Source organism: Psychrobacter sp. Choline-02u-9 (assembly GCF_002836505.1).
Classification (GTDB): domain Bacteria; phylum Pseudomonadota; class Gammaproteobacteria; order Pseudomonadales; family Moraxellaceae; genus Psychrobacter.
The window spans coordinates 32,968-52,297 of record NZ_PJBF01000050.1; the positions used below are offsets into that span (position 1 = coordinate 32,968).

Below are 19,330 nucleotides of genomic sequence, written 5' to 3' on the forward strand. Positions count from 1 at the left end.
CGCTTTGCTTGACCGTAACAGCGCTTTGTATTACCTACTGCTACAATAAGCAGATAGAGCCCTATATTCCAAATGACACCTATTTATAAGTAATAAAATATTGAGATTTACTATGAGTTTAAATGCAATCCCTGAGATTATCGAAGACATTCGTGCTGGAAAAATGGTCATCTTGATGGATGATGAAGACCGCGAAAATGAAGGTGATATCATCATGGCAGCGACGCATGTGCGCCCTGAAGATATTAACTTTATGATTACTCACGCGCGTGGTCTTGTTTGTTTGACCTTATCACAAGCACGTTGCCAGCAATTGGCACTGCCACTAATGTCAGATCGTAACGAGGCAAAGTTTAGCACCAACTTTACTGTTTCAATTGAAGCGGCTGAAGGCGTCACTACGGGTATTTCTGCTGGTGATCGTGCACGTACTATTCAGGCAGCGGTATCTTCATCAGCAAAGCCTGAAGACATCGTTCAGCCTGGACATATTTTTCCAATTATGGCCCAAAACGGTGGTGTTCTTCACCGTGCAGGCCATACAGAAGCGGGTTGTGATTTAGCACGTTTAGCAGGTCTAGAGCCTGCAGCGGTGATTGTAGAGATTATCAATGCAGATGGTACGATGGCGCGCCGTGACGACCTTGAAATATTTGCAAAAGAGCATGACATCAAGATAGGCACGATTGCTGACCTTATCAATTATCGTATCGCGAATGAGCAAACGGTAGAAGAGATTGAGTCACATCCGTTTGAAACTGAACACGGTACTTTTACGCTACATCGCTTCCGTGAGTTTGGCGCTGAAGAAACACATTTAGCCTTGGTAAAAGGTGATGTCAGCGAAGGCGTCAGCACTGTACGTGTACACGGTTTCCACCCATTACGCGATTTGTTTGCAGCTAAAAATGATATGACTGGCCGTAGTGGCTGGAGCGTACAGTCAGCACTAGAAGAAATCAGTGCTTCAGATCGCGGTGTGCTGGTATGGATTGGTAGCAATCAGCCAGTTGATTTGGGAGATGCGTTGGATAAAGCCGCGGACAACGAGTCGCAATCAACCATCACGCAACAGCCATATCGTAGCATCGGTGTTGGTGCACAGATATTACGTCATTTAGGTGTCCGTGATATGCGCTTATTATCATCGCCAATGAAGTTTTTTGCATTGTCAGGTTTTGATCTAAATGTGGTTGATTTTGTTCATGCGCCGCAACAAGACTAAAAACTGTTTAAGAGATTAGTTGAAGAATGAGTTATAGAAAAGGCACGCTGACATTATGTTAGCGTGCCTTTTTTTGTTTTTAGCTTTTAATTCAAGATAACTTTTTTCAAGAAATGAACAATCGACTCACATAGGAACCAACCTAAAGCTTAGGCGTATGACCAAACTTGGCTTCCAGTGCTAGCAGCTGTTGACGCTCTGCTGCCGTCCATGGCAATTTACCTTTTCCCTCACTATCCAGACGCACTACCACAGCCTCTGCTGTAGCAACTATAATCTCTTGTGCGATACTATAGTAACTATATTCCATCGCCATACTTGTATTGCCTAAACGCTTACAACGAACTCCTAATAATAATGTATCAGGATAAGTGACTGGGCGTAAATACTGGCAGCTAGACTGGGCTAAAACAGTGACCATACTGCCATCAAACATACCTAGCGCATGCAAATAACTAATACGCGCTGACTCAGCGTAACGATAGTAAACCACATTGTTCAGGTGATTGAAGGCATCCATCTCTCCCCACTGTATCGGCTGATGATGAATAACAGGATAATGAGCTAGTAATTCAGGGCGGTGTTCGTTTGCTGCATCAGATATAGATGTTGAGCTTTCATTAGAATGGGTCATTGCTTACCTTACGTTTTATATTTTCTGTATTAACTCTTGTGACTAACTCTCTTTAGCGTTGCGGCTTGTCTAAAATTTCTGTCGTCAATAATGGCGTTGGTTTGGGTGCATGAGCAATCAACTGATTTAGCCATACAATTACTTCTGGTATGTCACTCGGTGCTTTCATTGTCTCAAGATTACTTTGACCATCGATTGGTTTTTTATCTGCTTGTACAATGCCAATCGCACCAGCTTGTGCTGACTTTTTATTATCGCTAGTTGAAGCCTTAGGCACCAACGTTTTTAACTGTTTGCGTGCTTGCGTCAAATAGCTGACAAGTTGATCCTGCTTACGCATATTGCTGGCTTGGCTTGCTAAATTCAACGTCATGATGACTTCATGGATAGTGAGCTGACGACGCGTTAAATTTGTATCACTAGCCGCTGAATTATCAGCAACATTGGTTGCTTTGAGTTGCTGTTTATTTTCAGTAGCTGCATCTACCAGCTCTCGACGCTGTAAATCCGTACCTTCATAACTGCCAAGACGCTCATGACTATGCAAAAACTCCTGAATGTTTTGAATCGCCAGATTTTGTATTTGCCACGGGCTTGGCTGCGAGCTTTGCGCCTGGAGACGCTCAATATCTTTAATCAAACTTTGCTTTATAACGATGGTTAGCGCAGGTGCAATTTCATTACTGCTTTGCGATAACTGCCAATGTAGACCTCGCAATAACTCAATCGCGGCACTGTCATTACTATCCGCCAACAGTCTATCAGCAGCTTTGATTTGGATACGCAACAGGTCCAACTGATTCTGCGCCTGGCTACTCGCTTTCACTCTAGGTTCTGGCAGCGTCTGCTGACTCATAGCAAATAGACGATCGTCCATTTCGTTTAATCGACTGATTACTTGCTCATTGCTCTGCAAACGATCGTTGACACTATGCTGAAAGCGCTGCTGACTAATATATAGCCACAATAATGCAGCGATCAGTAATAAGATAACCAGCCATTGCATCCGTAGCAGCAAAATATTTGCTTGCCGGCGCTGCTGAACAGTAGAAGGATCCTTAGATAAGGACTCAGAATTCATTGACATAAGGCAGTACCGTTATTGGTATAGATAAACATGTTTAAAGCAAATGAGAAGTTTTAGGTATTATATTTTGGAATTAATAGCTGAGAGAATCGTATCTGGCGATAAATCCTCTACTCGCCAGTAGCTCAACTGCTGTGCGACAACCATATTGGCAAGACGCTCCCCTAATACAACGTAAGAAAAATCTTTTAGAGTAAGCGATAGACGCTGTGTTGTATCAGTCACTGCATCAGAATTTTGCTCTTTGTTTATTATCTTTGATTGGCCATCATTTACGATATTTGACCAATGCTCAAAAGCCGCCGCACTGCTGATTACGACAATTGGCTTTGGCTGCTTTGGTAGGGCAATATCTGACGTAGTACTATGAGTAAGAAAATCTTGTTGCCACTGCTGATACTCAGCTATTGCATCGATAGGCATTGTACGCTCGTACCAAGCAATACTATCGATATGTACACCGCGCGCCTGTAATGTATCAACCAATAATCGACGTCCACCAAGCCCGCGCCATATCAGCAATTTATCGCCTGCTTGTAAGCTATCGATTTCAGGCATTGCTAGCATACCTTCGTTATTGGCCGTCTCAGGCTGAAGTATTTGATAGTTTGTTGTATCTATACGCACCTGACTGAACTCTGCCGCTGTTGCTTCACCAACCGCAACCAGAGGACTAGGTAATGATAAACCTTCTGACAATCTCTGCGCATAACTGTCTGTCGTTTTGTATTCGCACTCTTTAAATTCATTTTCAAGTGACTGCCAAGCGACTAGCCCTGAAGCCGCCGCAGTTGGACTGACGATAACAAGCGCTTTGTACTTCCCCGCCAGCCACCGATGCATTAATGCAATATCTAGATCAGTTGTTGGACGTGGTCGTAGCGTCAACATTGGCATCTCAACCACTGTCAATCCTGCCGCTTGCAAATGCTGCGTCAACGGTGCTGCTCGCTCTACTGGGCGAGTATTAATGACAATTTGCGGCATTACTTTTGACTTATCATTAGCATAATTCTTATGAGAAGTTACGTATGTAGACTGAGTTGGCATTGATGACATCGATATACCATGACAAAAACGAATGAAAAAGGCTTAAGTATATAAAAATGGCTGATGCTTAGATCAGCCTATCTTACGGTTAATCCAACCTATAGCGACTGTACTTTTACTACTCAGGCTGATAGATCGCTGACAAAATAGCGCCTGCACCATCGGCAAGTAGCATTTCTGCGACATCGATACCCAGTTGGTTGGCTTGGGATTCTTGCTCAGCTTGTGTCCCAACCAACGTAGCTCGTTTGTCTGCCTTCAACAATTCGCTACCATCGGCCTGACCCACTCGACCGCGTAGCCATAGCACATTCCCGCTGTCGTTATTGCCGTTATCACCATTGTTATCATTATTAACGCTGGTTTCTTCAGCTGTCTGCAGAACTGCATAAGCGGCGATCGGTACTTGGCAGCCGCCCTCTAAATGACGGTTCAGAGCACGCTCAGCGATAAGTCGAATACGGGCTTTGTCATCATTGAGTGGTGCAAGTAATTTAAGGACTTCTTCATCGCCTTCACGGCATTCGATTGCTAAGGCACCTTGCCCAACTGCAGGCAAGCAAGCTGCGATATCAAGCTCACCGCGTATTCTCTCGTCTAGCTCAATACGCTGCAAGCCGCTCGTTGCCAGAATAATGGCATCGTATTCACCAGCATCTAGCTTGCCCAAACGAGTGCCGACATTGCCGCGCAACGTTTTGATTTGCAGGTCAGGACGATAGGCTTTGATTTGGCATTGACGACGTAAACTTGATGTCCCAACGACTGCACCTTGTGGTAGCTCATCAATACTATTATAAGTGTTTGATACAAAGGCATCTGTTGGTGAGGCGCGTTTACAGTAGACGCCTAATGTGAGGCCTTCGGGAAGCTGCATCGGTACATCTTTTAGCGAGTGCACTGCTATATCTGCTTGTTTGTCATACAGCGCTTGCTCAAGCTCTTTTACAAACAATCCTTTGCCACCGATTTTGGCCAAAGGTGTATCCAAAATCTTGTCACCCTTAGTGACAATTTTTAGTAAATTAATCGTCAGATCAGGATACAACGCCAATAAACGATCACGAATATGCTCAGCCTGCCATAGGGCTAAAGGACTTTGACGTGTAGCGATATTTAGAGTAGTCAAAACAGGTTGCTGCGAATTGCTCATAAAGGGCCTCAATAAGTTCGATACTAATACTATAGTGGCTATAGTCCCTATGTCAGTACTATTCGTATTTATACTGAATAATATCGATATTACTCGATAGGGTAAATTTGCCAAAGCATAGGCGACTCAAATGATTAATAGTAGATGCTGACGCAAAAAAATACCCCTATTTAAGCATAAATAAGGGTTTGATGATATGGAATGATTGGTCGCTATCAGGACAGCCTATCACATGCTTTGGATTTTATCACGTAAGGCAGGTAAGTGACGACGACTGACCGCTAGCGTCTCATCAATACCTTTAAAACGTATCTGATACTGGCCTGCATCTAGAGTTTCTAAAAAGTCCAAATAACTAAGGTTGATGATGGCATTGCGATGTACTCGGAACAGACGATCATCAAATTCTTGCTCTAACTCTTTTAGCGTTTCATCAATCAATACCATGCCATCTTTGTGACGTACTTTGACGTATTTTTGATCTGCTGCAAAATAGTAGATATCTTTTAGCTTAATCAATTCAACACCGCGATGCGTACGAGCAGCGATATGTTCACGTATCGGACGTGCTGTCGGGTCTTCAAGCTTGCGAATTTCGTTTAGTTGAGCAGCATTTAGATTCTTCGCTTTGTTTAATGCCTCTAGTAGCTCATCTTTGTTTGCAGGTTTCAACAAATAGCCAATTGCATTGGCTTTTAACGCTGCGATCGCATAATGGTCGTATGCCGTCACAAATATAATCGCTGGTGGATGCTCAAGTTTGGCAAGTTCTTGAGCACAGCGCACGCCGTCCATTTCAGGCATTCGAATATCTAATAATATAATATCTGGCTGCTGGGTTTTTACAGCGACGATGGCTTCTGCACCTGTTGTGGCCTGAGCAACTACCTCATGGCCTGACTCCTGTACAATTCTCACCAAGCGCTCACGCGCTAGGGGCTCATCATCACAAACTACGATACGCATGCAAACTCCCATCCAAGGACATACTTAATATTTTATGTAATAATATTACGGCTATATTAGCACTCATTATCAATCACTTAGAATATAAAATCTAAATTATTTAATAAAATTCTGACGAAAGCTACCAGTTTTTATAGCGGACAATATACTCCTGCTATCGGTAGATTTTATATGGTGTAATTGTGTTTCACGGTAGTTATGATATTACTTATTCGTAATCATTATTTATCAAGCATAAATTATGACGTCTATACATAGTGATGCAATAAGTATGCCATATAGGCTTTTGAAAGGTAAAAGAATGGAGAAAGCTAATAAAGAACAGTAAGTTATAAACCGACGTCTTGTAGAGGATAGTCGATGATGGTGATAATCTGCGTACTGGCTACCGAGCTTTGGATATCAGCACTTTGTCCAAAATGGGCGCGCAAACGATCAGCTTGAATATAGAAATTCATATGCTGACGCAAGTCATGATTGATAATTAGTGTCTTTTTGGGAAGCGCAACATCAATCATGATTTTAACTCGGTGTTGTTCCCACGTGACTTCAATATTAATACAGATAGTTTCTGTGGTCAGCTCTACCACATTGAGGAGTATTTTCTCTAGCACGCTTTGTAGCGTTAGCGCAGTGATAACCATGTCATACATGATATCTTCTTCAGGTAACTTCCAATTGACTTCGAGCTTGTCTGCTAAACGACTAGATTCGATTGCCAAATAATGCTCACAAAGATCAATCTCTTCTTCAAAGCTAATCTCACGTGTACCACTAAAACTAGCGCGGAACAATGCAGAAACGTGCTGTAATAAATCAGCGGCTTTGGGCGGGTTCGATTCAATCAGTGATACGAGTGTATTGATAGTATTAAAGAAAAAGTGCGGGGCCGTACGGGCTTTTATGAGATCATTTTGTGCGGTTAATTTATATTCAAAGGACAACTTAAGCGCATTAAGCTCACGATAGCTACGCAAAAAATATAATAAAAATACAGTAGTAAAACCACCCGCCAATACTGTATTGAGCACGATATTTAATACAAACGTGCGACTATCATATGTTAGCCAACCGAAATTAATCATAGATAATGTGACTAACGCCATCGAAACTGCAGCAGCAAACATCAGTAACAGTACAATCCGCATACTTACGTTAAGAATACTGGTATTTTTAAATGCAGGACGTAGGTAGTCAACTAGATAAAGTGATGGGATAACTGTCAGAGCGTTTTGAGTGAAGCTACGTACAAACTGAATCATGAAATCTGACCAAGTGGCTAGACTATGGCGCTCCATTACCGTTAGGAACAATGACCAAAAAAAGATATATGTCAGCCACTGCCAAGGCCTCATGATCTCCATGAGTTTAGGAATAAAAAACTCTAAGCGTGTAGCTAGTAAGGCAACCTCATCATTTGCTATACTCGAGTTCTTATTCTGCTGACTTGTCTTGTACCGATATGAACGCCAATTCTTCAAAACCTAGTAATCCTGAATCAAGTAAAAGTTCATCTGGCTCTGATTTTAGCACAGATGCTCCTATAACAAGTACCACAACGCAGACTACGCCTGCTAGTAGCCAAGGCCAACAAATGTGGGGCGGGCGCTTCAGTGAAGCGACAGATAGCTTCGTTGCTGCCTTTACTGCCTCTGTTGGCTTCGACCAGCGCTTTGCTCGTCACGATATTCAAGGCTCGATTGCGCATGCAACGATGCTAAAAGAATGTGATATTTTAACTGCCGATGAAGTTGCCACCATTGTTGACGGCTTGCAGCAAGTATTGCGCGAGATTGAAGCAGGTGAGTTTAACTGGTCGATCGCTCTCGAAGACGTGCATATGAATGTAGAGTCGCGTTTGACTGATATTATAGGTGCCGTTGGTAAAAAGCTACATACTGGTCGTAGCCGTAACGATCAGGTAGCCACAGATATTCGCCTATGGTTGCGCGAAGAGACTGATAATATTATTGAGTTATTAGTACGCTTACAAAGCGGCTTGCTTGATTTAGCTGAGAAGCATACTGATACTATCATGCCAGGCTTTACTCATTTGCAAACGGCACAGCCTGTTAGCTTTGGCCATCACGTGATGGCATGGTTTGAGATGTTGTATCGCGATACCGAGCGTCTTGTTGATGCACGTCGCCGTATCAATCAGATGCCACTTGGTAGCGCAGCGCTTGCTGGTACGACTTTCCCAATCGATCGTACCATCACTGCCGAACTACTAGGTTTTGAAGGTATCTGTCAAAACTCACTCGATGCTGTTTCGGACCGTGACTTTGCGATTGAGTTTACTTCAGCGGCTTCTATCCTGATGATGCATATGTCACGCATGAGCGAAGAGATTATTCTTTGGATGTCAGCGCAGTTTAATTTTGTGCAGATACCAGACCGCTTCTGTACTGGCTCATCGATTATGCCGCAAAAGAAGAACCCTGACGTACCGGAGTTGGTACGTGGTAAAGCGGCACGTGTCTTTGGTCAGTTGATGACTTTGCTTAGCCTAATGAAGAGCCAGCCACTTGCCTACAACAAAGACAACCAAGAAGACAAAGAGCCTTTGTTTGATTGCGTTGATACGTTGACAGGTTCGCTGCTTGCCTTTGCTGATATGCTACCAAACATCACGCCAAACGTCGATGCCATGCGTGCTGCGACGATGAAAGGCTATGCGACTGCGACTGACTTGGCAGATTACCTAGTACGTCAAGGCGTGGCATTCCGTGACGCGCATGAAGTAGTTGGTAACGCTGTTGCTTTAGGCATCAAAGAGGGCGTTGATCTAAGTGATTTGTCATTAGCACAGCTACAGCAATTTAGCGATGCCATCGGTGAGGATGTCTTCGACTATCTAACGCTAGAAGGCTCATTAGCAGCTCGTGACCATTTGGGTGGCACTGCGCCAAACCAAGTCAAGCAAGCGGTGGTCAATGGCCGTGCTCGCCTAAAAGCCTTTGCCTAACCAGTACTTTTGAATAAAAGCTAACCTGCTAATATAAATTTAACACCCGCTATCCATGTGGGTGTTTTTATTTGTCCTATGACCTCTACTGGTTTGGCCAATGTCATTTTCAAAATATCACTAGCTTTGAAAATCTAAATAAAAAGGTTAAACGTAGATAGTATTTGTCATACACCAACTACCAAAGACTGTATAAAAAATGGATAGAGGCTTGACGATATACATTAGTACCCTTTGCTAAATCTACCAAGACCGTTATCATAGACTCATATGATATTTGATTTAACCACTTAATATAATGAATAAGGAATGCCTTATGACTGAGACTTTTAACCCTCAAGCAAATACTGTGTTTTGCCGTAAATATAAGCAAGATTTACCAAAGATGCCGCATCCACCCTTCCCTAATAAGAAAGGCCAAGAGCTGCAAGAGACCGTATCTGAAAAAGCGTGGAAAGAATGGCTTGAGCATCAAACGATGCTTATTAATGAGAATCATCTAAGCATGATGGATCCTGCTGCTAAAAAGTTCTTAACAGAGCAGCGTGATAAGTTCTTAGACAATGAAGACTATGAGCGCGCACAAGGTTGGACACCTGAAAGCTAGGATGTACTTACCTCCTAATAGCAATATCTAATAATCATAAAAAAACGCGCTTACTATAGCGCGTTTTTTATTATATGGTAAAAACCATAGCCTTTCTTATCAGCCTTCATCACTATCTGATGTTTCGAGCTCATTGGCTGACAATGTACTAACTTGACGAGCAGCTAAGCGATCATTGGCTTCCTGCACCGCTTTTTCGACCATCGCATAGTCTGAATGACGCACGTCCTGCCCACTGATATAGTTAATGACTAGCTCTGCGACATTTTGTGCATGGTCACCGATACGCTCAAGCGATCGTAATATCCACATGATATTGATGACTTTTGATACATGGCGCGAGTCTTCCATAATATAGGTCATTAAGGCACGAATGGCTGACTGATATTCGGTATTGACCACGCTATCATTACGCATCACTTCAAACGCTTGCTCCGCATTCGATTGACTAAAAGCTTCTAGCGAGTTGTTTAGCATCAGACGAACTTGATTACTCAGATGCTGAACTTCAGCATAGCCGTATGCTGATTTGCCTTCTGCCGCTATTTTACTGGCCATTCGCGCAATTTTTACCGCTTCATCGCCGATACGTTCCAAATCAACCACACCTTTACTGATTGACATGACTAAGCGCAAATCACTGGCAGCTGGCTGGCGCTTGGCGACCAATAACAAAATATGCTCGTCGAGTTCAACTTCCATTCGATTGATATCGAAATCCATATCGATGACTTCTTGCGCTAGTGTTTCATCTTTATCGATAAGAGCATGAATAGCTTTGGCCACTTGGTTAGCCGCGCTATCACCCATATATAAAAATAAACGAATGGCTTCATCAAGATCTTGGTCAAAACTTTTGGAGATATGCTTATCACTTTGCATGAGAGGTATTCCCTAGAATCTATATTTTAATAGCGCAGTGTGCCTATGAAGTTAGAAGGTCAGCCTATGACATACTAATCAGCTTTGTCTGCTTGTACCGATTTCAATCTCAATCAATGTTAGCCATAACGACCTGTAATATAGTCTTCTGTCGCGGTTTGGGTAGGTTTGGTAAATATCTGATCGGTCTCACCCATCTCAATCATATCGCCTAGATACATATAGACCGTATAGTCAGATACGCGTGCTGCTTGCTGCATATTGTGAGTGACGATAGCGATGGTGTAGTCGTTTTTCAGATCTTCGATCAAATCTTCGATAGCACCCGTCGAGATAGGATCTAGGGCTGATGTCGGCTCATCAAGCAACAGTACTTCAGGCTTGGTAGCTACACTACGTGCGATACACAGACGCTGCTGCTGACCGCCTGATAACGACAGTCCTGATGCTTTTAGCTTGTCTTTCACTTCTGGCCATAGCGCTGATTTTTTCAGTGCCCACTCGACGCGATGATCCAGCTCGTCTTTGCTTAGTTTTTCGTACAGTCGTACGCCAAAGGCGACATTGTCATAGATTGACATCGGGAACGGCGTTGGCTTCTGAAAAACCATGCCAACTTGTGCACGCAGTAAATTCACATCGATGTCTTTACCTAAGATGTTTTTGCCATCTAGATTGATATTGCCCTCTGCACGCATACCTGGATATAGATCGTACATGCGGTTAAAAGTACGTAGTAGCGTAGACTTGCCACAACCTGAAGGACCAATAAAAGCGGTCACTTTTTTATCCGCGATATCGATATTGATGTTTTTTAATGCCTGAAAATCATCGTAATAGAAGTTTAGATCTCGAACTTCCATTTTTGCAGCAGGCATATTCTTAGGAATATCTTGAATCGTTTGCTTATTAAAATCAGCAGTGTTTGGTTGCTGAGCTTGGGCGCTAGTAGACATGGGTCTATTTAATAGGCTGCCTGTTGCCGTATTAAAGTTGTCAGCAGTCGTGTTCGTACGGACGTTGCTTAGGACATCATTCATAATATTTCAACCTAGCTCAATTAATTTCATATAAGTTTAAGTAAATGCTTAGCGTGTAGCGTACTACAGTCTGGTCTGCTCTCAGCCCTTATTTGGGCTGACCTCTACCACCGATAAATCTTGCCAAAATATTCAACACTAGGACAGACGCGGTGATAAGTAGTGCTGCCGCCCAAGCCAATGTATGCCAGTTGTCATAAGGACTCATCGCAAACTGGTAAATGGTATTGGGTAAGTTAGCAATAGGCTGACCCATATCTGTACTGAAGTATTGATTGTTAAGTGCGGTAAATAGTAATGGTGCTGTCTCACCAGTGATTCGAGCAAAAGCCAATAGCACACCTGTGGTCAGTCCCGCTCGCGCAGCTTTCACAGTAACCTGAGTGACCAGTTTCCATTTAGGAGTACCTAGCGCATAGGCTGCTTCGCGTAGACTATTAGGTACCAAGTTCAGCATGTTTTCTGTCGTACGTACGACCACTGGAATAACAATCAATGCCAATGCCAACGCGCCTGCCCAACCAGAAAAGCTTTGACCTTTTACCATCAGTGCATAGATAAATAGACCAATCACAATCGATGGCGCTGACAACAAAATATCGTTTAAAAAACGGGTTACCTTGCCAAGCATACTGCCTTTAGAAAACTCAGATAAATATATACCTGTCATAAGACCAATAGGTGCACCGATAAACAAGCCTGAAAACGCCAACATGACCGAACCAACGATAGCATTGCGTAAGCCGCCCGCACTCATCGGTGGCGGCGTATCAGCGGTAAAGATTGGCAACTGCACCATGCCTTGGAAACCTTCGACAAACAAAGTCACCAAAATCCATGATAACCAAAATAAGCCAAAAACCATCGCTGACATGGCAAAGCCTAGACCTAACTTGTTGGTCAAACGACGCTTGTTATACAGGCTTTGATTGTAGCGGGTAGCGCCGTTTGGCTTAGTAGGTAGTGGTGCATTGATCGCATTGTTAGCAGGCATAATATTTATTTCCCATATCTTTTATCAATATCTATCAAGGTTCAATAAATCGGTAACAGACTTATCGGTTACCTGCTTTGTGATCCATGCGCATGAGCATCAGTTTTGCTAAAGACAGCACAATGAAGGTGATGACAAATAAGATTAAGCCTAGATGTAGTAAAGACGCTAGATGTAGCTCACTTGACGCTTCAGCAAACTCATTGGCCAAGGCCGATGTAATCGTCACACCAGACGTGAATAGGCTTGGACTGATATTAAACGCATTACCAATCAAGAAAGTAACTGCCATCGTCTCACCCAATGCACGACCAAGACCCAAAATCACACCACCAACGACACCAGCTTTGGTATAAGGCAGGATAATCTTGAACATGACTTCCCAAGTCGTCGCGCCCATACCATATGCTGACTCTTTCAGTAAATCGGGTACGACAGAGAAAACATCACGCATGGTGGCAGCGATGAACGGTATGATCATAATGGCAAGCACTAGAGATGCGGTAAACATACCTAGCCCCATAGGGGCACCTGCAAACAGCTTACCGACAATAGGCAAAGGACCGACGTGCTCAATGAACCATGGCTGAATGTGATCACCAAAGAATGGCGCAAATACGAACAATCCCCACATACCATAAATGATAGATGGGATACCAGCCAACAACTCAATGGCGATGCCAAGTGGTTTTTTTAGGAACTTAGGGCACATTTCGGTTAAAAATATCGCAATACCGAAACTGACTGGAACCGCGATAACAATGGCGATAAATGACGTGACTAAGGTGCCGTAAATAGGCGCTAATGCCCCGTATTCATTGGCGACTGTATCCCAGTTATTGCTGGTATAAAATCCCAAACCAAACTCTTGAATACTCGGCCATGCTCCAACAATTAGAGACATCAAAATGCCCCCTAAAGATAGGAGGACGAGTATGGCAAACGCTTTAGTAGAGTTCACAAATAAAGCGTCGTAACGTTTTTGTTTAGCCAGTTGGGACCTTAAGTCTGTCATAAGTGTCTCAGCATTGAATGGGATGAATCGAAATATTAGAAAGATGTATCTCAGGTCTTAACACAACAAACTTAAACGGTATGAGTAAACATATCTATCGAGATGTATTCATCAAATTTGCTGTGTTAAAACCCCTCAAACAACTACCGGAGAATAGTTATTCGAGAGGATAACTTGTCGGTTGCTAAATAGTATTTAGCAGAAACAAATTACTGAGCTGGCTTGTAGACAGGCTGTCCATCACTACCTTTCACTTCGTTCCACTTCTCTTTGAACAAGGCCACTGCCGTGTCAGAGAATGGTACGTAGTCTAGTTCCATGGCGCTGTCATCACCTTGGGTATAAGCCCAGTCAAAGAAGTTCAATACGCCAGCGACTTGCTGAGGATTTTCTGGTTGCTTATGTACCAAGATAAAGGTCGCAGCAGCGATAGGCCATGCTTGGTCAGTTTCAGAGTTGGTGATGACTTTATAAAAGCCTTCTTGTTGTGACCAGTCGATATCACCTGCCGCAGCAAACGTCTCAGCAGATGGCTGTACGATGTTACCAGCTGCGTTTTTCAGCGCAGTATGTGACATCTTATTTTGCTTAGCGTAAGCATACTCAACATAGCCGATAGAGTTTTTCATGCGGTTTACGTAGCTTGAGACGCCTTCGTTACCTTTACCGCCTGCACCAGTAGCAGAAGTCGGCCATTTGACGGTTTTATCAACACCAACAGTGTCTTTCCAGTCTGGTGAAACCTTGGCAAGATAGTCAGTGAAGTTGAAGGTCGTACCTGAACCATCTGAGCGGAATACTGTTGTGATTGCGGCATCTGGCAAGGTCAAATCTGGGTTCATCGCCTTAATCGCAGGGTCATTCCAGTTACTAATCTTACCCAAATAGATATCAGCCAACGTTGTGCCGTCTAGCTTCAGTGCACCAGGCTCAACACCGTCGATGTTGACGATTGGTACAACACCACCGATAACTGTTGGGAACTGAATCAAACCCGCTTCATCTAATTCTTCAGGCGTCATTGGGGCATCAGAAGCACCAAAATCTACTGTTTTTGACTGGATTTGTTTGATACCACCAGACGAGCCAATCGACTGATAATTGACTTGGCCGCCGGTCGCAGCATTGTAGTCATATGACCATTTCGCATAGATAGGCTGCGGGAACGACGCACCTGCACCTGTAATATTCATAGCGATATTTTCAGCAGATTTAAAATCTGACGTAGCAGAAGATGCTGTCTGAGAGGTTGTTTCAGCTGTTGTCACAGCGCTACTGCTAGTATCAGCAGTTGGCTCCGCCGTATCTGTTGACTTATTACACGCCGTAAGCATTAATGTACAACTGACGGCCACTGCTAATAACGAATAACGCATGTAGGACTCCTGAAGTTTAACAACGGTATAAAAAAGCATTGCTTGTGATATGCGTGTTATCTTGCCAAATCTTTATGACAGTTTAATGACAACTTCTAGAATCCTTCATTCGCTTTACATAATATTTGAATAATTTGTCTACAACCTAGTAATACTAAGCATCTTCATTTATTAACACTCAAAAAATTATTCACGAAAATATGAAACCTTGTGTTTGACACAGAATATTTGTATCCAAATACTATTAGCCGTTGGTACAGAATTTTGTTAGTATGAAGGCTGATTTACAACACTGACAGACTCGGGGTGCGGTGTATTTTTGGCTCACTTTACTAAACTTGCTTTATTAAAGTAGTCGCCTTGATACATTCGCTGAGAGATCACCCGCCGAACCTGATGCGGTTAGTACCGACGCAGGGAAGTCTTAAGCACTTTGTTATTTATGACAAAGGGCGCGTAGAAATACATTTTTATCGTCACTACTGTCTTAGTATGCGTAATGCATAGCCAGATAAGAAGAGAGGATATCAAGCTGCGTCCAATATTTGATGAGCACCATACGCGACGATATTTTTTGGTCGAAGTTGTGGGTTCATGATATAAACTTGTCTAGATGATGGATGCCTACCCCCGCAGATACTGGCGGTGTTGATTTTATTCAAAAACCAACACGCTAGGACAGCATATGACTACTGCAGACACCACCTCAATTGCACCGAAAGCCCAAACGCATAACCCAGCCGACAACTCAACGCTTGCTTCAAATGCTGCTGACACAACCAACGTCAAAGCAGATAAGAAAGCAGATGCGCTAAAAACCCCTGCTCACCGTGCCGCAAGTGATGCCCGTTTCGAAGAAGATGCGCGCGACTTGCACCGTATTTTACCTGCCTCAAGAAAAGTCTATATCGAAGGATCAAGACCTGACATCCAAGTACCGATGCGTGAAATCAGCTTGGCTGATACGCCTGTTGGCGGTACTGGAGATAAAGACGGTGAGCATAATCCGCCCTTTTATGTGTATGACACTTCAGGTGTATATACCGACCCTAATGTCGATATCGATCTCACACGTGGATTGCCAAAGTTGCGTGAAAGCTGGATCGCAGAACGCGATGATACTGAGCAGTTAAGCGGCCTATCTAGCTCATATGGACAAGCACGTGCTCGCGATATCAGCACTGCCAACCTTAGATTTGCTCATATTGATAAACCGCGTCGCGCCAAAGCAGGACAGAATGTCACGCAAATGTACTACGCACGTCGTGGCATCATCACCCCTGAGATGGAATATATCGCCATACGTGAAACGCAAAAGCAGCATGAACTGACCGATATGCGTCAACACGATGGTGAGAGCTTCGGTGCCAATACGCCTCAAATCATCACCCCTGAATTTGTTCGTGATGAAGTGGCGGCTGGACGTGCAATTATCCCAAACAACATCAACCACCCTGAGTCTGAGCCGATGATCATCGGGCGCAATTTCTTGGTGAAAATCAATGCCAATATCGGTAACTCAGCGCTGGGTTCGTCTATCGATGAAGAAGTGTCCAAAATGACGTGGGCAACACGTTGGGGTGCGGATACCATTATGGATCTATCAACGGGTAATCATATTCATGAAACCCGTGAATGGCTAATCCGTAACTCTCCTGTGCCGATTGGTACGGTACCGATTTATCAAGCACTAGAAAAAGTCGATGGCGTCGCTGAAGATCTTACATGGGAGATATTCCGTGATACGTTGATTGAGCAAGCAGAGCAAGGCGTGGATTACTTTACTATTCACGCTGGCGTACTATTACGCTATGTGCCACTTACCGCAAAACGTTTGACAGGTATCGTCTCACGCGGCGGCTCTATCATGGCGCAGTGGTGTCTAGCCCATCACAAAGAAAGCTTTTTATACACGCATTTCGAAGATATCTGCGAGATTATGAAACAGTACGATGTAGCATTTAGTCTAGGTGATGGCCTACGTCCTGGTTGCTTACAAGATGCCAATGATGAAGCGCAGTTCGGTGAGCTACGTACGCTTGGTGAATTGACCAAAGTCGCATGGGAGCATGATGTACAGGTGATGATCGAAGGCCCTGGACACGTCGCGATGAACCGAATCAAAGAAAACATGGACTTGCAGCTTGAGCTATGTGCTGACGCGCCTTTCTATACTTTAGGGCCATTAACCACAGACATCGCCCCAGGTTATGACCACATCACTAGCGCCATCGGAGCTGCGATGATTGGATGGTTTGGCACCGCGATGCTTTGCTATGTCACACCAAAAGAGCACTTGGGTCTACCAAACAAAAAAGACGTCAAAGACGGCATCATCACTTACAAGATTGCCGCGCACGCCGCTGACCTTGCCAAAGGTCACCCCGGTGCGCAGGCTCGTGACAATGCACTATCTAAAGCACGTTTTGAGTTCCGCTGGGATGATCAGTTCAATCTAGCACTCGATCCAGATACGGCACGTGAGTTCCATGATGAAACATTGCCAAAAGATGCGCACAAAGTTGCTCATTTTTGCTCGATGTGTGGCCCTAAATTTTGCTCAATGAAGATCACTCAAAACGTGCGGGATTATGCGGCGGGGCTGAATAAAGATGCCACTAACCAAAAAGCTGCATCATAAAATAAATAGACGACTTAACGGATATGAATCATTTGATTGAAGTGATAAACATACTAGCGAAGGACGTCAGTGGCATAAAGAGCTGTAGGCAAACTATATAGCAGCGCGTCAAAAAAGCTCGAACCTGATAATCAGGTTCGAGCTTTTTTTAAAATAACTCTCAATATCTTTAAAAATTGAATACTCAATTCAGTGGATATTTTTTCTCGATTTTTCGAATTTCCTCAATACCTGTAGATTCTAGCTTGGAGACAATATAAAACTCTTTGTCACTGCCAAAATTATCTAAGGCATTGTTAAGCCCTTTTATGTACTCATAAAACTCTGAATAAGAATAAACTTCCTCATTGTAGCGAGTATCAGGTTTATCTATATAGAGGTATACCGAACCTTCGCACTGTGTTACTTCACCTTTGATATTTGTCTCAGCCTCATAGGAGCTTGACGTCAATATTTTGTTGCTGTTATAACTCATACAGACTTTCTGTCCACCCCTGTTCATCGTTTCAAACTTATAGCTATCCAATTTTTGATTTAAATTGGTCTTCAGTTCTGAAAAATCTGTCTCGTTTGCTGAAGTATCTAAATTACCCAAAACAACATCTACTTCTGTCAGAGAGTTCAGCATAACTTTGTCGTTAGTGCCTCCCATCGCACTGAGCAAACCAATATGATGAATACCTTTGCGAGATAGCTCATCAATAATTTGCTGTACTGAGTTAGTAGTACCAAGGACGTCATCACTATAGGCCACGCCAATCCATGCCATTGTCTTCCCCCACGCTATTTCTTGAGTGAGATAGGGTTCAATAGTTACACCCAGAGCTTTTAGAGCTTTGCTTTTATCCTCAGGTAAGTTAGCTGCCAGTACTACTGTATCCTCTTTACACAAAGGATTGTTGTTTAAATGATTGATAAAATTTGATAAATCCTGAGACTGCATTGATAGCTCTTGCTCACCAAGCGTTAACGCTCGAGAACATGTATAGCGAAGAAATTCAGCTTCACGTTTACCTTTATAGAGTTTGTAGCTATTACTACTGGTGTCTACAAGATTGCCAGATAACATGTTGAAAATATCAGGTAGACTTGGGTTTTTATCTTGTAGCAAATCTTCAAAAGATGCCATGGTAGCAAGATTGCCTTTGTTGACCGTTACATAGCTATCGCTTTCAAGATAAAAAACCCTAGTGGTTTCAATACTGTCAGCGTTATATAAGTTTCCAAGATGTGTTCCAGAAATTGGCAAAACCTTATACATTTTCCCAGTTTCGTTATCGAACCTAGCAGGTGCGCGAATGTACTGATCGACGTCCTCGTCATCTTCAGCTGCCATTTCGTTAGAAAAAGTGACATCTGGAACCTGTGGTTCAACCTTATCTGGTTTAGTAGTTGGTATGACTGGTGTCTCTGGCGTAACACTACTATTTTTATTACCGCCATCACTACCACCACCGCAGCCATAAAGTGCCAACATAGAAGCCAAAGCCAAACTTAGATAACGTTTATTCATCAATACATATCCATTTAGGTTAACGGTCAATCAACATAGAAGTGAACTTAATTTCGCTAATAATAGATTGAAACAGATACTAAATCAATACAAATAAACAAAAAATCCCAACAGATATTTTGCCTGCTGAGATTTTGGTGAGCACCAAATTATAGCTTTTAAACTCTATTTGTTAAAAT

The 19,330-nt window shown here is 43.1% G+C and carries 16 protein-coding genes and 1 riboswitch; of the genes, 4 read left to right on the forward strand and 12 right to left on the reverse strand.

Features of this window, described 5'->3' with window-relative positions; translation table 11 throughout:
• Positions 1-112 precede the first annotated feature (112 nt).
• Entirely contained in the window at positions 113-1,225 is a 1,113-nt protein-coding gene (gene ribBA, locus CXF69_RS07310) for a bifunctional 3,4-dihydroxy-2-butanone-4-phosphate synthase/GTP cyclohydrolase II (protein WP_057757842.1), read from the forward strand.
• 142 nt (positions 1,226-1,367) lie between these two features.
• Here ribBA and CXF69_RS07315 read toward each other — a convergent pair whose 3' ends face one another.
• The 6 genes from CXF69_RS07315 to CXF69_RS07340 all read right to left on the reverse strand — a co-directional run bounded on the left by CXF69_RS07315 (position 1,368) and on the right by CXF69_RS07340 (position 7,470).
• Entirely contained in the window at positions 1,368-1,859 is a 492-nt protein-coding gene (locus CXF69_RS07315; protein WP_102078272.1) for an acyl-CoA thioesterase, read from the reverse strand.
• A gap of 52 nt (positions 1,860-1,911) precedes the next feature.
• Positions 1,912-2,946 (reverse strand): hypothetical protein, encoded by a 1,035-nt coding sequence (locus CXF69_RS07320; RefSeq protein ID WP_102078271.1) that lies wholly within the window; start codon positions 2,944-2,946, stop codon positions 1,912-1,914.
• Between the two features lie 60 nt (positions 2,947-3,006).
• Entirely contained in the window at positions 3,007-3,996 is a 990-nt protein-coding gene (locus tag CXF69_RS07325) for a uroporphyrinogen-III synthase (protein ID WP_416374997.1), read from the reverse strand.
• A 118-nt stretch (positions 3,997-4,114) separates the two neighbouring features.
• Complete coding sequence (hemC, locus tag CXF69_RS07330) at positions 4,115-5,149, reverse strand: hydroxymethylbilane synthase (RefSeq protein ID WP_101204640.1); 1,035 nt, start codon at positions 5,147-5,149, stop codon at positions 4,115-4,117.
• A gap of 228 nt (positions 5,150-5,377) precedes the next feature.
• Positions 5,378-6,115 (reverse strand): LytR/AlgR family response regulator transcription factor, encoded by a 738-nt coding sequence (locus CXF69_RS07335; RefSeq protein WP_102078269.1) that lies wholly within the window; start codon positions 6,113-6,115, stop codon positions 5,378-5,380.
• Positions 6,116-6,444: 329 nt separating this feature from the next.
• Positions 6,445-7,470 carry a histidine kinase gene (locus tag CXF69_RS07340; protein ID WP_228706752.1) on the reverse strand — a complete coding sequence of 342 codons (1,026 nt, stop codon included), beginning with the start codon at positions 7,468-7,470 and terminating at the stop codon, positions 6,445-6,447.
• A gap of 239 nt (positions 7,471-7,709) precedes the next feature.
• Between CXF69_RS07340 and argH the strand changes: the two genes are divergently transcribed.
• Together argH and CXF69_RS07350 are read left to right on the forward strand one after the other, a co-directional pair.
• Positions 7,710-9,083 (forward strand): argininosuccinate lyase, encoded by a 1,374-nt coding sequence (gene argH, locus CXF69_RS07345; protein WP_102078267.1) that lies wholly within the window; start codon positions 7,710-7,712, stop codon positions 9,081-9,083.
• A gap of 316 nt (positions 9,084-9,399) precedes the next feature.
• Positions 9,400-9,690 carry an oxidative damage protection protein gene (locus CXF69_RS07350; protein ID WP_057757820.1) on the forward strand — a complete coding sequence of 97 codons (291 nt, stop codon included), beginning with the start codon at positions 9,400-9,402 and terminating at the stop codon, positions 9,688-9,690.
• 99 nt (positions 9,691-9,789) lie between these two features.
• On the opposite strand, the gene phoU is transcribed toward CXF69_RS07350, so the two are convergent.
• The 5 genes from phoU to pstS form a co-directional block, all read right to left on the reverse strand.
• A complete protein-coding gene (gene phoU / locus CXF69_RS07355; RefSeq protein ID WP_102078266.1) occupies positions 9,790-10,572 on the reverse strand; it encodes a phosphate signaling complex protein PhoU in 783 nt (260 codons plus the stop codon).
• 119 nt (positions 10,573-10,691) lie between these two features.
• Positions 10,692-11,528 (reverse strand): phosphate ABC transporter ATP-binding protein PstB, encoded by an 837-nt coding sequence (pstB, locus tag CXF69_RS07360; protein WP_101204716.1) that lies wholly within the window; start codon positions 11,526-11,528, stop codon positions 10,692-10,694.
• A 172-nt stretch (positions 11,529-11,700) separates the two neighbouring features.
• A complete protein-coding gene (gene pstA, locus CXF69_RS07365; protein ID WP_102078265.1) occupies positions 11,701-12,606 on the reverse strand; it encodes a phosphate ABC transporter permease PstA in 906 nt (301 codons plus the stop codon).
• A gap of 61 nt (positions 12,607-12,667) precedes the next feature.
• On the reverse strand, positions 12,668-13,621 hold the full coding sequence (gene pstC / locus CXF69_RS07370; RefSeq protein ID WP_102078264.1) for a phosphate ABC transporter permease subunit PstC: 954 nt from the start codon (positions 13,619-13,621) through the stop codon (positions 12,668-12,670).
• Between the two features lie 209 nt (positions 13,622-13,830).
• Positions 13,831-14,997: a phosphate ABC transporter substrate-binding protein PstS gene (pstS, locus tag CXF69_RS07375; RefSeq protein WP_101211185.1), complete on the reverse strand. Its 1,167-nt coding sequence runs from the start codon at positions 14,995-14,997 to the stop codon at positions 13,831-13,833.
• Positions 14,998-15,289: 292 nt separating this feature from the next.
• Positions 15,290-15,434, forward strand: a riboswitch (TPP riboswitch).
• A gap of 248 nt (positions 15,435-15,682) precedes the next feature.
• Between pstS and thiC the strand changes: the two genes are divergently transcribed.
• The gene (gene thiC / locus CXF69_RS07380) at positions 15,683-17,638 is read left to right on the forward strand and encodes a phosphomethylpyrimidine synthase ThiC (RefSeq protein ID WP_102078263.1); all 1,956 of its coding nucleotides are present in this window, start codon (positions 15,683-15,685) and stop codon (positions 17,636-17,638) included.
• Between the two features lie 184 nt (positions 17,639-17,822).
• On the opposite strand, the gene CXF69_RS07385 is transcribed toward thiC, so the two are convergent.
• Complete coding sequence (locus tag CXF69_RS07385; RefSeq protein ID WP_102078262.1) at positions 17,823-19,151, reverse strand: metallophosphoesterase family protein; 1,329 nt, start codon at positions 19,149-19,151, stop codon at positions 17,823-17,825.
• Positions 19,152-19,330 lie beyond the last annotated feature (179 nt).